The sequence below is a fragment of the Asaia spathodeae NBRC 105894 genome, from assembly GCF_025994195.1.
In the GTDB taxonomy this organism is placed as follows: domain Bacteria; phylum Pseudomonadota; class Alphaproteobacteria; order Acetobacterales; family Acetobacteraceae; genus Asaia; species Asaia siamensis.
The window spans coordinates 1-15,014 of sequence record NZ_BAPY01000053.1; the positions used below are offsets into that span (position 1 = coordinate 1).

General features: G+C 59.0%; 10 protein-coding genes and 1 pseudogene. 4 read left to right on the forward strand and 7 right to left on the reverse strand.

Features of this window, described 5'->3' with window-relative positions; genetic code table 11:
- Positions 1 to 76: 76 nt before the first annotated feature.
- Positions 77 to 439: pseudogene (locus AA105894_RS16025) on the forward strand (tyrosine-type recombinase/integrase); the annotation flags it as partial.
- An 83-nt stretch (positions 440 to 522) separates the two neighbouring features.
- Here the strand turns inward: AA105894_RS16025 and AA105894_RS13020 are convergent.
- From AA105894_RS13020 to AA105894_RS13050, 7 genes are all read right to left on the reverse strand, one after another.
- On the reverse strand, positions 523 to 1,296 hold the full coding sequence (locus AA105894_RS13020) for a maleate cis-trans isomerase family protein (protein WP_304500474.1): 774 nt from the start codon (positions 1,294 to 1,296) through the stop codon (positions 523 to 525).
- A 2-nt stretch (positions 1,297 to 1,298) separates the two neighbouring features.
- Entirely contained in the window at positions 1,299 to 2,108 is an 810-nt protein-coding gene (locus AA105894_RS13025; RefSeq protein ID WP_267312133.1) for an alpha/beta fold hydrolase, read from the reverse strand.
- 18 nt (positions 2,109 to 2,126) lie between these two features.
- Positions 2,127 to 2,765, reverse strand: a complete 639-nt coding sequence (locus tag AA105894_RS13030) for an isochorismatase family protein (protein ID WP_373316783.1) — start codon at positions 2,763 to 2,765, stop codon at positions 2,127 to 2,129.
- A 2-nt stretch (positions 2,766 to 2,767) separates the two neighbouring features.
- Positions 2,768 to 3,805 (reverse strand): 2,5-dihydroxypyridine 5,6-dioxygenase, encoded by a 1,038-nt coding sequence (locus AA105894_RS13035; RefSeq protein WP_267312134.1) that lies wholly within the window; start codon positions 3,803 to 3,805, stop codon positions 2,768 to 2,770.
- A gap of 102 nt (positions 3,806 to 3,907) precedes the next feature.
- A complete protein-coding gene (locus tag AA105894_RS13040; RefSeq protein ID WP_267312135.1) occupies positions 3,908 to 7,498 on the reverse strand; it encodes a molybdopterin cofactor-binding domain-containing protein in 3,591 nt (1,196 codons plus the stop codon).
- On the reverse strand, positions 7,495 to 7,971 hold the full coding sequence (locus AA105894_RS13045) for a (2Fe-2S)-binding protein (protein ID WP_267312136.1): 477 nt from the start codon (positions 7,969 to 7,971) through the stop codon (positions 7,495 to 7,497). Before AA105894_RS13045 ends, AA105894_RS13040 begins: the two co-directional genes overlap by 4 nt.
- A gap of 17 nt (positions 7,972 to 7,988) precedes the next feature.
- Positions 7,989 to 9,116 (reverse strand): FAD-dependent monooxygenase, encoded by a 1,128-nt coding sequence (locus AA105894_RS13050; RefSeq protein ID WP_267312137.1) that lies wholly within the window; start codon positions 9,114 to 9,116, stop codon positions 7,989 to 7,991.
- Positions 9,117 to 9,429: 313 nt separating this feature from the next.
- On the opposite strand from AA105894_RS13050, the gene AA105894_RS13055 reads away from it, so the two are divergent.
- From AA105894_RS13055 to AA105894_RS13065, 3 genes are all read left to right on the forward strand, one after another.
- Positions 9,430 to 10,803: an MFS transporter gene (locus AA105894_RS13055; protein ID WP_267312138.1), complete on the forward strand. Its 1,374-nt coding sequence runs from the start codon at positions 9,430 to 9,432 to the stop codon at positions 10,801 to 10,803.
- A gap of 19 nt (positions 10,804 to 10,822) precedes the next feature.
- Positions 10,823 to 12,331 carry a tannase/feruloyl esterase family alpha/beta hydrolase gene (locus AA105894_RS13060; protein ID WP_267312139.1) on the forward strand — a complete coding sequence of 503 codons (1,509 nt, stop codon included), beginning with the start codon at positions 10,823 to 10,825 and terminating at the stop codon, positions 12,329 to 12,331.
- 489 nt (positions 12,332 to 12,820) lie between these two features.
- A complete protein-coding gene (locus AA105894_RS13065; protein ID WP_267312140.1) occupies positions 12,821 to 14,998 on the forward strand; it encodes a TonB-dependent receptor in 2,178 nt (725 codons plus the stop codon).
- Positions 14,999 to 15,014: the final 16 nt, after the last annotated feature.

The following is a 15,014-nucleotide window of genomic DNA, read 5'->3' on the forward strand; positions in this document are numbered from 1 at the left end:
ATCACGCAATGTCTGGGCAGGCTGGGACTACCATGTCACGAAGAAGGTCGAACGACGCTGCTTCAGCGACGCTGAGCTGGCGCAGCTCAACGCGACGTCATGGGCGAGCCGCACGCCCTCTGCACGCACTGCAGCCGCAATCATCAATATCGCTGCCTATACAGGCATGAGACTGGGTGAGATCTGCAACCTGCGATGCGCCGATATCGAAATGATGGAAGGTGTCGCCTGTTTCCAGGTCCGCCCGCATAGCGAGACTGGTTGGTCCCCAAAGACACAGGCTGGCACACGCATCGTACCAATCCACCCTGAGCTGATTGCAAAGGGTATTCTGTCTTTCATGAAGCCCGATCAGGTCTGGCTGTTCCCGGATCTGGTCGTCACTAGGACGGGCGACCGCTCAGCGAGCTTCTCTCAGGCCTTTGCGCGCCTGCGAAGCAGAGCCGGACTCCCTAGGGCCTCACCTCCCGACGCCAGTTCGTGGCGACAGAATAAGCCTCATATCGTCTTCTATACTTTATCTCACCTAGGGAGGACGCTGTCGTCTTTTCCATATAGTCCGGATAAAAGCGCGCCGCCCCCTGGACAAATTGACTCTAGCTGTAAGGTTTTGAGCATGGCACAGGTGGTGGCCACGGCAGCGCTCAGAGTAGGTTTGAGAGTTGCCGCTTCGATTGTCGGAAGAATTGATAGCGAAGGCATCTGCACACAGGCCGAGGTAATGATCGCATCCGCCTCACGATAACGCAGATCCCGCACTATGCCCAATAGACGATCCGGATCATGACGGCCTACCGCGATATTATCCGGAATTTCGAGTGCCGCACAATCGACCACCTCGATGCCTTCCTGCTCGATATAATCTACAACGAGCTTCGTCAGGGGCTTCATGTAAGGCGCAACGAGAACGATTTTCTTTGCGCCCATCACATGCAGCGCATCGATCAACGCCCCCGCACTGGTCACCACGGCAGCAGGATGACCGTTCTCAACGGTGCGCTCCTGAAGACGCGCCTGTGAAACACGGTGATAGCCGGGGCCCATGGACATGGTTGCCACCAAACAGGCATAGCCGAGCACATCCAGTGCGGCATCGCTCAGTTCCAGCGCGCAGCGATCGGACTCACCATCCATTGCGCGCAGCTCGTCCTTATTGACCGTCTTCATGCGCATACGCGCTGAGTGGAACGTGAAACGCTCCGGTCTTATCAGCTCACGGCGCCTGAGCAGCGCAGGGATCTCCGTTTCCATCGTCACATTGGAACTCGGGACGATCTGACCAATGCGGTAGAGCATTCTCAGGCTCCTTCAGAGCTGGATGCGAGCACGGCTTCATAAAACCCCGCCTCATTATCCCAGGGGATCATGTGCCCGGCATCCTGAACATGCACAATCTCGATGGCGGGATTGAGCTGCAGGATTTCCTTTTCATCCTCAGCAGCGATCACGCCGCCTCTCGTCGCGACGACCAGACGCGTCGGCACGAGAAGATGTGGCAGATCCTGATGGATATCCTCTGTATGGAATTTTTCGAAGGTCACGCGCGTCGCCAGTTCATCGCAGGTATGCAGCCATTCCGCCCTCAACTGCCGTTGCTCCTGCGTCCAGGTCGGGCAGAAGATGCGCATGTCTTCCGCCGTCATGCCGCGCTGCGCCTGACGTATTGAATCGACATACCAGTCGAGTTTCGCCGGATACGCACGCCGCCCCGGACCACTGACCGGCGGATCGACAAGAATCAGACGCTGCAATGCCTCGGCAGAGTGCCGAGCCATCCGAATGGCGATACGGGCACCCATCGAATGCCCCAGCAGCACGACGTTCCTCAATCCAAGCCCGTCGATGAATCCACGAATATCAGCGGCATAAGTATCGAGGTCATACGCCAGATCGGCGCCCCCGGACGACAGCCCACGCCCCCGCACATCGAGCACATAGACATCATGATGGGCTGCGAGTGCCTCAGCTACAAAACCCCATGTGATCGCAGGGCTTGTGATGCCGGGAATCAGCACAAGCGGATCGCCCTTGCCCCCATAGCGCAGATAATGCTGCCTGATCCCGTTGGCAAAAAGATTGGCGCCGTAGAGTAGCCTTGTATCGGCCATGGTTCTGATCTCCGGGTCTCAGTCGTTGTGATTGGGCAGGCGGGACAGCAAAGAGTCGAAATCCATCACGTCACCGCATTTCTGCGCCATATCGAAGAGATTGGCCTCATGCGGACCGAGGGCGCGGTCGCCGACACAGTCAGAGATGATGACAGGGCGAAACCCGGCCTGCATCGCGTCGAGCACGCTCGCACGCACACAGCCAGACGTCACACAGCCTGCGATGACGATTGTCTGCACGCCATGACGGGTCAGCCATGCGGCCAACGGTGTGCCAGCAAAGGCAGAAGGCACGGTCTTGCGCACCACATATTCGCCTTCGAGCGGTGCCAGTTGCGGCACAATGGCAGAGGCCGGGTTATGCTCGGTCAATCCGAGCATCGTCGGCACCTTGAGCGAGAAGATATTGGCGTCTGAACCATCATCGGCAAAAACGATGCGTGTGTGGGCAATTTTCCAGCCCAGACGCCTCGCCGTGGCAAGAAGCGCCCTGCTGCGGTCGATGGCTTCGGGAATATTGCCACCGCCAAACGCCGCAGGATCGGCAAAACCATTGACGAAATCGATCAGCAGCAAGGCGATCCGCCCCTGGATACCGATCTCGTTGCCGAACCCCTGCTTGAGGTAACGCCCCTCATCGCGCTGTGCATCGCTCATGATCATACGGCCTCCACCAGTTTGCCACCGATCACGACGGGTGAGCCATCGAGCGCCACGGTGCAGTTGCGCATTGGAATATCGATATGGCACGCCGTGTCGCGTGTGCCGCCAGCCTCGTTATTCGGGCCGGTGGACCAGAGAAAATTGCCCGCGCAAGCTCGGGAATCCATACCGATACTGGCCTCGCGGTCATAAAAGCCGAGCACCGACCAATGGGCTCTCTTTTGCAGCCCCCAGCCGATATGCGAGATCGCATAGACCTCGGGGTCATTGAAGCTTTCCATGTAATCACGCAGATGATCCGCCTCGAACCCGCCCGAAATGGATGTCACGAAGCCATTTTCGATATCGAAGGTAATCGGCTGCTGCACATAGGCTTTCTGCGGCAGAAGAATATCCCCTGGCGCCAGAACGATCTTTCCCTGAGCGGAGCCTTCATTCGACCAGGTAGCCAGAAAGCCGCTAGGCCAATGGTCCCAGCGCCCCGGCTTGTCGACAAAGCCGTACTCCTCAAGCATCGGATATTGGCCAAGCGCGAAGGTGACATTCGTGCCGGCCTCCGATGTCACATGCATACTGCGTGCCGCCTGAAGCTTGCGAGAGGCCGCCAGCACAGTCTCGCGGTCTGCCAGTGTCGGCACCATGCGTACCAGCACTTCCGGCGGCTCGACCGCCAGAAGAATACGTCCCCCGGCCTCCAGAATGTCATGCTGCTCTGCCGAAAACAGCAAGGTCATCAGATCGAGCACGAGATCGCTCGCCTTAAGCATAGCAACGGCCGCAGGATTATTTGTGAGCGGCGTGGTACCGACAAAGGCCAGCGGGTCGCGGGACAGCGAGAGAGAGCCGTTTGTAGGCTGCACGTCCAGACGGTTGGCAACGGCACCTGCTTCTCTCACGGCAAGAATGGCGCAGCGTATAGTCTGTTCATTGCTATCCTGCGAGGTCAGGACAGTAACCGTCTGCCCCGGCCCGATTTCGCACAAGGCAAGAACCGATTTCCAAGCCTGGAACAGTTCATAATCACTTACGGGCATGAGAATATTCCTTCCTCAACGGGTGACTGGCTTTCTGTGGGGACGCGATGCGCCCTGCCGGGAGGGCACGCCTAGAAAGACGATTTCGCCCAGACCCGGCCATCAATGGCCCCCTGCCTTGCGAAGCTGGACGAGGCGTGCAGCGATGTTGCTCCAGGCTGGTTCTGCCGGTGCCATCGTCAGGCGCATCCAGGAGACGAGAGCAACGATCTGGCGATCGGACAGGATGGAGCCGAAACCCGGCATGGTGGTCGCCTGGGCGTGGGCAGGTTCGGCCACGCCATGCAGGATCACGCGCAGCAGATTATCCGGGTTCTGTGCATGGATATTGCTGTTCAGGGCCAGTTGCGGGCGCGTTCCGTACAGATGCGCGCCTTCGCCTTCATGGCAGCTGGCGCAGCTCCCACCGAAAACACGCGAACCTTCACCGCGCTCAAGTGCCTGAAGCGTGCGCGACTGCTCAAGTACCGCGTTGCGCCGCGCCTGTGCCCCCTCAGGAGCATTGCGCCCGTCAAAAGAGGCGATGTAATGGGCAATGGCCTGTACATCGGCGTCAGGCATCTCTCTCATTGCATGAACGACAGGCGCCATCGGACCTCCCGCCGGGCCGTGATTGGGGCTGTAACCGGTTCGGAGATAGGCAAATACATCGTCCTCGCTCCATGGGAGCGGCGATTTGGACAGGGTGCTCAGGGCTGGTGCTGTCCAGCCTTCTGCATCGCCTCCTGCCAGATAGGCTGACTTCCAGCGCTCGGCGCCCAGGATATTCCGGGGCGTATGACATGCCGAGCAATGGCCGAGCCCCTCGGCGAGATACGCCCCGCGATTCCATAGTTCCGATCTGGCCGGATCAGGGCTGAACGGCGCGGGGTCATGGAACATCATGTTCCACCCGGCGAGCGAGAAACGAAAATTATAAGGAAAGGCCAGCTTCGTCTCGGGCACTTTCTGTCGCACCGGCGCCTGCGCCATCAGATAGGCGTAGAGATCGCGCATGTCCTGATCGCTGGTTTTGGCGAAGGCTGTATAGGGAAATGCGGGATAGAGATGGTGTCCATCGCGGCTGATTCCGTGCCGCATTGCCCGATCAAACGCCTCGAACGACCAGCTGCCGAGCCCGGTTTCGGGATCGGGCGTCAGGTTGGTCGTGTAGATGATGCCAAACGGCGTCTCGAGCGGAAAGGCGCCCGCATTGCGTATGCCACCCGGCGCGGTATGACACACGGCACAATCGCCAGCAGCCGCCACCCTGGCGCCACGCTCGATCGCGGCAGCCGAGAAAAAGCCCGCCTCGGGAGGAGAAACCGGCGCAATCGCCGGTCTCCAAGGCAGCAATGTGACAGCAAGACTGCCCAGAGCCGCAGCCACTGCCGGCAGCGCACCGCGGCGCAAAAGAGAACTCAGACGAGACCGTGACTGGGCAGGTGCGGCCGTCTTTGCGCTTGCGAGCAGCTCCGGCATCAAAGGGACAGGCCCACCATCGAACGGACCAAGTTCTGCGTCGAGACGGGCCTTGACCTTCTCGGGTGTAAAAGGCACGTCCCGAAAACGAACCCCGGTTGCGGCATAAAGCGCATTGGCAATAGCCGCCGCGCTTGGAACGGAGGCAGACTCACCCGCGCCCAGGGGCGGCTGGTCCTGACGCTCCATCAACAGGGGTTGAATGACTGGCAGCTCTGTAAAGCCGAGAAGGGGGTAGCTGCCCCAGTCACGGCTCTCTACACCCGATTCATTAAACGTGACCTGCTCACGCAAAATGCGGCTGGTCGACTGGATGACATTGCCCTGAAGCTGATGTCTCACCCCGTCGGGATTGACCATCATGCCGGTATCCTGCCCGACCACCACACGGGTCACACTCACAGCACCCGAGGCCCGATCCACCTCGATATCAGCCACCCAGGCCGACCATGCCGCCGCTGTGCCGGGAAAGGTGCCATGCACATACTGGGCATAGGCTAGCCCCCTGCCCCGCAGGATACGTGCGGTCGGATCGGGCATCTCGATAGAAGGCCGATGCTGCCAGTCGGCGCGTCTGGCAGTTGCGTTCAGAAGCTCGGCTGCCCTTTCATCCTTGAGATAACGCAGCCGGTATTCGAGAGGATCGACACCCGCCTCTGCGGCAAGTTCGTCAATATAGCTGTCATGCGCGAAGCTGTTTGGCAGCGCAGAAACCCCGCGAAACCACGAGGCCCGCGCAATGGGCGGCATATCGAGTACGGTGACGCGCGCACTCGGATAGGCATAGGGCGGCACAGAGGTGCGATCGCCCATCTGTGCCGTGACCGGAATTTCGGCCGGAACCACGCCGGTCAGTACCAGCGCCAGAAGCGGTGAGACGTTGGACGGGTAGCTGGTATCCAGATCATAGGCGCGCGGTGCCCCGCTCTCATCCAGCCCGCCACGAACCCTGACAAGCTGGGCAGCGCCTTTCGGCTCCCACACATGCTCCTGCTCTCGAGAAAGCTGCACTCGTACCGGGCGCCCGACCGCGCGCGACAGCAAAGCTGCGTCGCCCCCGACATCGTCCGCACAATTGCGCCCATAGCAGCCGGCGGCCTCATGACGGATGATCTCGACATCCGACTGGGGCACATCCATGAGCAAGGCAATATCCGCCCGGAGCATGTGCGGGTTCTGCGTGCCCGACCAGAGCGTCAGACGCCCCTCCTCCCAGGAGGCGACCGAACAGGACGGCCCTATCGATCCATGCATCTGATAGGGCCAGAAATACTCCCGCTCGAGAACCACATGAGCCGCGGATAGCTCATCCTCGACGGCGCCGCGTTCGAGCACCACGCGTGGCGTCGAGGGATTCTGCCGCAGGGCTTCCGCCGGATCTGTCAGGTCCGGCAGGGCGACAGGCGCCCAGACGACTTTCAACGTGTGCGCGGCTTCCACGGCCTGCTCTTCGCGATCGGCCACCACACCGACAAAATCGCCCTGCACCACCACCTGCACATGACCGGGAAGATGGGCAACAGAGTCGCAATCGACAGAGAGCAGCGCGCGTCCGAGGTAGGGCCCGTGATCAAACCCCTCATAAGGGGGACGTATGACTCGCCCGTGCAGCATGCCCTCAACGCGCACATCATGCACATAGACCGCCCGACCCGTCACCTTGTCGGGAATATCGACCCGCTTCATGCTGGTGCCGACCAGGCGGTAATTCTCGCGTTTCTTGACGGCAATGGTTTCGTCCAGCGCGACCGTCAGGGATATGCCCGCAACAAGCTCTCCGAACCCGTACTCCTGATTGAGCATAGCCGTCAGGCTTGTCAGCCTGCCCGCCTCAAACCCGAGTTCTTCTACGTCATGCCCGGTAAGATCATGAGCCCGTTGAAGCAGCAGACCACGCGCCTGGGCTGCCGCCTGACGCAAAGGCCGGGCTGTAACCTGAATCGTCTCGCTCGCAATGGTCGCACCCTGATCAGGCGTCTGCCCGGTATGACCGAGCACCATCTCGACCTGATCCGGGCGAGCGTCGAGTTCCTCAGCCACGATCTGCGCGAGAGAGGTCGCAATACCCGTCCCGAGATCGACATGGCCGCAATAGGCGAAGACACGCCCCTCGCAAGTGATGCGCAGGAAAGTCTCATCCCGGGGAATGAACCCGCCGCGTGCAGCCAGCCCTTTGGGCGGCTGGGCCGCCCGAATGATGACGAGACAACCCGCTTCCGGCGCCGCGCTCAAGACTCCATTTCCTCAAGACCAGCCGCGAGACAGGCCGCCCGAAGAATTTCAACATGCGTGCCGCAGCGACAGAGATTGAACTGAAGCGCCTCCTTGAGCGCCCTGAAATCGGGATTCGGGCTGGCGTCCAGAAAAGCCCTGATCGTCATGACCATGCCATTGAGGCAATAGCCGCATTGCGCGGCCTGCGCGGCGACAAACGCCTGCTGCACGGGGTCCAGACCGTTTGCCGCCAGACCCTCGAGCGTGACGATCGCGCTGCTTCTGGCTGCCGTATCGAGACGTATGACGCAGCTGCGCGCTGCCTTGCCATCAATTAGCACTGTGCAGGCGCCGCACTCACCAAGACCGCACCCGAATTTCGGGCCATTGAGGGCCAGATCATTGCGCAGGATGGTCAATAGCGGCGTGTCATGGGCGGCCTGAGTTTCATGCCGCCTGCCATTGACCGAAAGAACCAGCCCTGTCGCCATGACGATTGCCCCTCGTATCAGGAAGTCAGTTCGATATCGTAAACATTATCGCCGTAGCACCAATAGGGGTCTTCGGGCTGGCGCAGCCATGTATTGGCATTCGAGATCGTCTGCACTCGCGTAGCGCGAGCCTTGCGACAATCGTAATAGGCACTGAAACTCCGTTCGAGATCGTCAAACCCGATCTCTGACAGACAGCGCGCCAGAACTGCCGCATCCTCGACAGCCATCGCAGCACCCTGGGCCATATGTGGCTTCATGGGATGGCAGGCATCACCAAGCAGAACCACGCGGCCGGCGTGCCAGCGAGAGAGCGGTTCACGCGTCTTGAGCGGCCATTTCGTCACTGTCTCGGCAGCATCGATATAACCCTGAACCATCGGGTGATAATCGGCGAAAGAAGCCTTGAAGGCCTCGCGCGTGGACGGAAGCTGACCCGAGGCGCTGGTCCATTCGGCAGGCTCGCCTGTCACGAGATAGAATTCGCTCTTTGCCTTGTCGAGATAATAGCAGACGATGTGCCGGTCATGGCTCCACCATTTGGCATTGACATCGGCCCCGAGAGACTGCGCTACCGCACCCGGAATAATGGCCCGGTGGGCAATCCAGCCCGTATAGACAGGGGCCTCATAGCCAAACAGTTTTTCGCGTATGACGGAGTTGATACCGTCAGCCGCAACCAGAACATCGACCTTGTCGGTGCGGCCATCTGCAAATTCGAGAGAGACGGAGGCTCCGTCATCATCGAAGTTCACAAGACGCGCGCCCCATTTCACCCGTTCGGGGTCGATCCGGTCGAGCATGGCCTGCTGCAGGTCACCACGATGAATGGTGATGTAAGGGGCACCATAACGCTGACGCTCGGCATTGAGGGGGATCTCGGCAAGAACCGTTCCATCATGGCCATTGCGGCTGACCCAGTAATCGGGGAGGCAGGAAATGGCCTCCAGCGACTGATCGAGCCCGTCGAGCCTTGCCAGAACCTTCATGACATTGGGGCCGAACTGGATGCCTGCACCGAGACGACTGAAGCCGGGTGCCTGATCATAAAGCACCACATCATGCCCCTCACGCTGCAGGAGACCTGCGGCAACGAGCCCGCCCATGCCGGCACCTACTATACCAATACGCGCTTTGCGTGACATCGCAGCTCCTCATTTCCTCCCGCAAAACAGAAAGCGAGGGAAACTCAATTTATTATGTGTACGCTATAATTTTATAAGCGGCGGTTTTTTCTGCCGTCAAGAAAATTGTGCCGATATCGATATGAGTGAGCGGCCGGGACACACGCGCCAGCACAGCAATTCCCGCCATCCCAGGATTGCATAAGCGTCTATGAGATCTAGACCCTCGAGAAGATCCGTTACGAATCGGCTGAATTAGATATTGCGCGAGACACCGGGCTAGGCGCTTATATATCGCGTATGCGCCATTAATAGAACCATGCAGGAGCCAGATGTGATCTCTCACACAGGGGCAACACGAGCCACCGTCACGGATTATGTTCCGTTTCCGTATCGTTCCATATCGATCAGGATCATCCCGTTTCTCACCCTCGGCTTTCTCGCGGCCTATATTGACCGTGTAAACGTCGGCTTCGCCAAGCTGCAGATGGCTCATGACCTGCATATGTCAGACAGCAGTTTCGGTCTGGCCGCAGGGTTGTTCTTCATCGGCTATGTACTCTGCGAAATCCCGAGCAGCCTCATCCTTGCGCGTGTCGGAGCAAGGCGCTGGCTCAGCCGCATTCTCATCAGCTGGGGCGTACTCTCAATGCTGGGGGGTCTCGTCACCAATGAAGCCGAGTTTCTTGTCTCACGTATCGCCCTTGGCGTTGCCGAAGCCGGATTCATGCCCGGCGCGCTTTTCACGCTCGCGGAGTGGATTCCCGGCGCCAGACGCTCGCGTGCTGTCGCCGCTTTCATGTTCGGCATCCCTGCAGCGAGCATCGTCGGCGCACCGCTGTCAGGCCTTATTCTCACCCATTTGAGTGGATTTCATGGCCTTTCCGGGTGGCGCTGGCTGTTCATTCTCGAGGGATTGCCGCCTGTATGCCTCGGTCTCTGGGGGTGGCTCGCCCTGCCGGACTCCCTCAGTTCGGCGGCCTGGCTGACGCCTGAAGCACGACAAGCAGCGCATGAAATCCTTGCGAACGAAGCCTCACGACAGGAGCGGGATGCAGGCGCTGCGGCGGCCTTTCGGAACCCTGCGATCTGGCTGATAGGTGCCATTGACGGGACCATTCTTCTGGGTCTCTACACAATCGCCTTCTGGCTTCCGAGCTTTCTGAAGGAACGGCTTCACGATGCGCCCGGTATCTCCTTCAGCATGGTCGGTCTGATGGTCGCCATTCCGCATATTGTGGGTGCGCTCGCCATGTTGCTGGTTGGGTGGAGCGCCGACCGCCAGCAGGAAAGACGCTGGCATCTTTTTCTGCCCCTGCTCGCCGGTGGGATCGCGCTGGCCCTCTATGCCATGCCCCTTCATGGCGTTACATGGCTGCTCGTAACAGCGTCCTGCGCCAATGCCGGGCTCCTCTCGGGCCTTCCCTCGCTCTGGGCGCTGCCATCCGGCTTCCTGAAGGGGCGCGCCGCCGCAACCGGGCTTGCCACAGCCTGTTCCTTTGCCAATCTGGCAGGCTTTGTTGCGACGAGCTTCCTGGGTGTGGCTATCGTCCATTTTGGCGGTGCGCAATCTATCATCTGGATATTTGCCCTGACCGCCATTCTTGGCGGCGCTTCGGTCTTTCTTCTTCCAGTGCCAAACAGGACAGTGCAGGCAAAGAGCCGATGCGGTGATGGTTCCGGTCATCCATCGGGAATCCTTTCCTGACCTCTACCGGAGATCTCCCATGCGCCAGAAAGAATTTCTCCTGTTGTCTGCTGCAGGCTTCGTCATGACAACGCTCTCTTTTTCTCTCCTTTCCTTACCGGCATTTGCCACCCCCTGCAGTCCCGCGCTCTTTCAGAAAATCGCGCCAAAGGGGCTGCATGTTCTTTCGGCCAACAGGGCAAGAGATCGTTGCGAAATCGAGGGGACGCTGCTTACCTCAGGGCAAGGCGCCGCCCAGGGAGAGGCGCGATTTCGTGCGCATTTTCCAGATCAATGGAACGCCGCTTTCATCATGTTCGGTGTCGGTGGTTTTGGCGGTACGCTCACCCCATCTGCAAACCCCGCGGATATGCAGCGGGCCGATCATGAAGGCTATGTGACCGCCATTACCGACACCGGCCATCTGTCGACCCAGCCCGTTCCTGCAGTGGATGGCAGTTTTGCGACACCACAACGCGGCACCGAGGCAACCGCAGCCCGGGTCGATTATGCCTGGCGGGCGACACATCAGGTCGCGATAGCGCTCAAATCGATGAGCAGCTCCTTCTACCAAAAACCGATCCAACACGCGATTTTCGATGGCTGCTCGAATGGCGGGCGACAGGGGTTGCTGGAAGCCGCGCGCTTTCCCCAGGATTTCGACGGCATCATAGCCGGTGCGCCGTTCTTCACCCTCAGGCTCATGCTGGGTGACCTGAAAGTCCAGCAGGCGTCGCTTCGGGCTCCGGGGGCACAACTCAATGCCCAGGATCTTTCACTCGCTGACAGCTTTGCCCTGCATGAATGCAGGCCACCAGGCCAGGCGGAGAAAGAGGCGCTCGACACGCGCAGCTGTCACCCGCACTGGGCAAAGCTGGCCTGCAAGGGCGAAACGTCGACCAAGGAGGCCAGAACATGCCTGCCTTCGGCAAAAATCGACACGCTTCAGGCTTTTTTCACAGACACGCTCGACCCCCACGGTGCGCTGGTCTATCCGGGTTTTCTACCGGGATATCTTGCGGTCACGCATGCGCTCGAGCTCCAATTTGCGGACCCTCAGGCCACGCCAGCGATATCGTCGCAGGGATGGTCTCTGCATCATGGCCCGATCGAGTACCAGTTCGACGAACAGGTTTTCCGTTTCTTCATCCCCGGCGATCCTGAGCGCCCCTTCCTGAGCCCGGCCTGGTCAAGTCAGGGTGTCGTCCCGTCGGGCAGTCTCGCTGCCTATGATGAAGCCACCGCAGATGCCACCCTTCAAGACCCCGCGACAGTGCGGTACTACCTCGCGCATGGCGGCCATCTCCTGCTGTATCATGGCCTAGGCGATCCTGCGATTTCCCCTCGCAGCACGATGGCGCTCTATGACGCGGTTGGGGCAAGTGACCACATGCGGCTCTTTCTCATACCCGGCATGGGTCATTGCGGCGGCGGTGCAGGACCACGGTCGCTCGATATCCTGGGCAGTCTGGAAAGCTGGATGACGAGCGAACGAGCCCCTAAGGCCCTGACAGAGCCTGACACAGCATCCATAGCCGCCTCACCCTGAACTACCAGCAACCTCTCTTACTTCTTCGCCCCGGAGGCTCTCTTCGAAGGTTTCCGACCCGGGGCGTTAGATGGCCATTCGACATTACGTGACGACTTGAGCATCCCTGAGAAAACATTGCAGCGCCGCATCTGAAAGACGAAAAAGCCTCATCCCTGATTATAAATCGCGTATGCGCTACTTTTACGTTGCTTTTGCGGAACGTTACGATTTAGCTTTCGAATCGAGCAGAGGGTGATGTGTCACCTTCCTAGCGCCCCTTTCCTTGCAATCCGGCCCGAACTGGAGATGGATATGAACAAGCGTCTCTTTCTCGCCTCGCTTCTTTCATCCACACTTACGCCCATTTGTAGCGCATACGCGGCAAATGCCCATCATGCCAAAACCCACCAGAGCACTGCCGGAACCTCAGGGGGACAGCCGCAAGCGCCGCACGCGACACCGCGCAGAAAAGCGGCATCTCATCAGGCCCCTTCGCGACCGGAGGAAATGAGCATTATCGGTCACGGCTCGACACGTCAGGTTCAGACCCTGTCTGCCTCGATGATGAGCCAGGCCGTTCCGGGCACGAGCCCGCTGAAACTCGTTGGCGCCTTGCCGGGTATCGCTTTCAACTCCGGCGATCCACTGGGTATCGATCTGTGGTCTCAGAGCCTGTACATGCGCGGCTTCTTCTCGAACCAGCTCGGCTTCACGCTGGATGGGATGCCGCTCGGTATCCAGACCTATGGAAGCCCCCAGGGCCTGAATGTGATGAATGCCATTTCTCAGCAGAATATCCGCAAGGTGGATGTCTCGCAGGGGGCCGGTTCGGTCGACACGCCGTCTTCCAGCAATCTTGGCGGTGTGCTCCAGTTCTCCTCGATCGACCCTTCGGATCGGCGCGGCGGCAAAACCTCGCAGACTTTTGGCAGTAATGACAGCTTCATGACGTTTATCCGGCTTGAGAGTGGCAAGCTCAACCGGACCGGAACCAAGTTCTACGTCTCGTATAACCGCGGAGAAGAGAGCAAATGGAAGGGTTCGGGAAGCCAGTTCATCCAGCAGGTCAACGCAAAACTGGTGCAGCCTCTGGGCGAAAAGACCACTTTGAAGGCTTTCTTCAATTGGGACCAGGTATCAGCTGACACCTATGGCGATCTCTCTCTCGACGGATTGCACAAGCTCGGCTCCCGCCTCGATTACTACAAACCCAATTACGCTGCGGCCTATCGCACCGCGCTCTATGCGGCGGGCTTGCCTGGAGGCGCGCTGCCTGCGGGTTATAGCGTCCTCAACGACCCGGTCGACGCATCCTATTATGACGGTCCGGCCACAAGCCATGACTATTTCGGCGGGGCCTCTCTCGACACGCATCTCACCTCGCAACTCGACTGGAAAACGACCCTTTACGGGCACGGCAAGGGTTTCAATGCGTATTGGACCAATGCCTATGTCCCATCGCCCAGCGGCGCGCCGCTTGCCGAGCAGAATGAAGGCAGCGTATCGCAGCGCGGCGGTTTGACCTCAGCCATGACCTACAAGATCGCGCACCATGTCATCAACGCGGGCATCTGGTACGAATATGGTGAATACACGCCTTTTTACGATTTCTATAACGAGCCCGTGCTCGGACAGGGAGCGCCCCTCGACCCCAAAAAATCGCTCCCGGCTCCTTTTGCCGAGGCCTGGCGCCTGCATTACAACAACAACACGATACAGACCCATCTGCAGGATACGTACAGCATTCTGCCCAATCTCAAGATCAATGCCGGTTTCCGCTCCCTGTTCTTCAAGGGCAGCAACACGGTTCTTAGCAATAATCCGGAATATTCCGGTGGCACTCCGCCCTCGGGCACGATGCGCAATGACGCAGCTTTTCTGCCTCAGTTCAGCATCAACTATCAGATCACCCACAGAAACGAGCTCTTCTTCGATTTCTCGAAAAACATGCGCATCTTCCCTGAATCAGGCTATAATCAGGCCTCTCCCTGGGGTGTCGCCACCCAGGCCCTGTTCGAAAACGAGAAGCAGACTCTCAAACCTGAGACCGACTATGTTTTCGAAGGCGGCTACCGTTATAACTCGCCTCGTATCACCGGATTGCTGACAGCCTATCATACCGATTTCCGCAACAGGCTCGCGACTCTGACGGAAGGTAATCTGGTTGATGCCGAGAGCGTTCTCGCCAATGTCGGCAATGTCGATATGAATGGTGTCGATGCCCAGCTTGTCATACGGCCAATCGATGGACTCAGCCTGAGCAATAACGTCAGCTATAACAGCTCTAAATATCAGTCCAACCTGACACAGGAAGGCGTGCTTTATACGCTCAAGGGCAAGCAGGAGGTCAACTACCCGAAATTCATGTGGAAGACCAATCTCTCATATGAATACAAAGGGGCTTTTGCCCATATCGACGTGATGTATATGGGGAAGCGCTATCTCAGCTATAATAACGACACGAAGCTCCCGGGCTATTGGCTTGCCAATTTCGGATCTGGCTATCATTTCGGCAATCTCAGCGTGCTTCGCGATGTCACGGTCAGCTTCAATATCTATAATCTCTTCAACACGACCTATATTTCCAACTCCGGTGAATCCGGCAATCCTCTTTCGGGCGACTACCAATCCTTCCAGATCGGCGCGCCCCGTCAATTCTTTGGCACGATCAGCGCCGGTTTCTGACGCACCCTTCTGATCG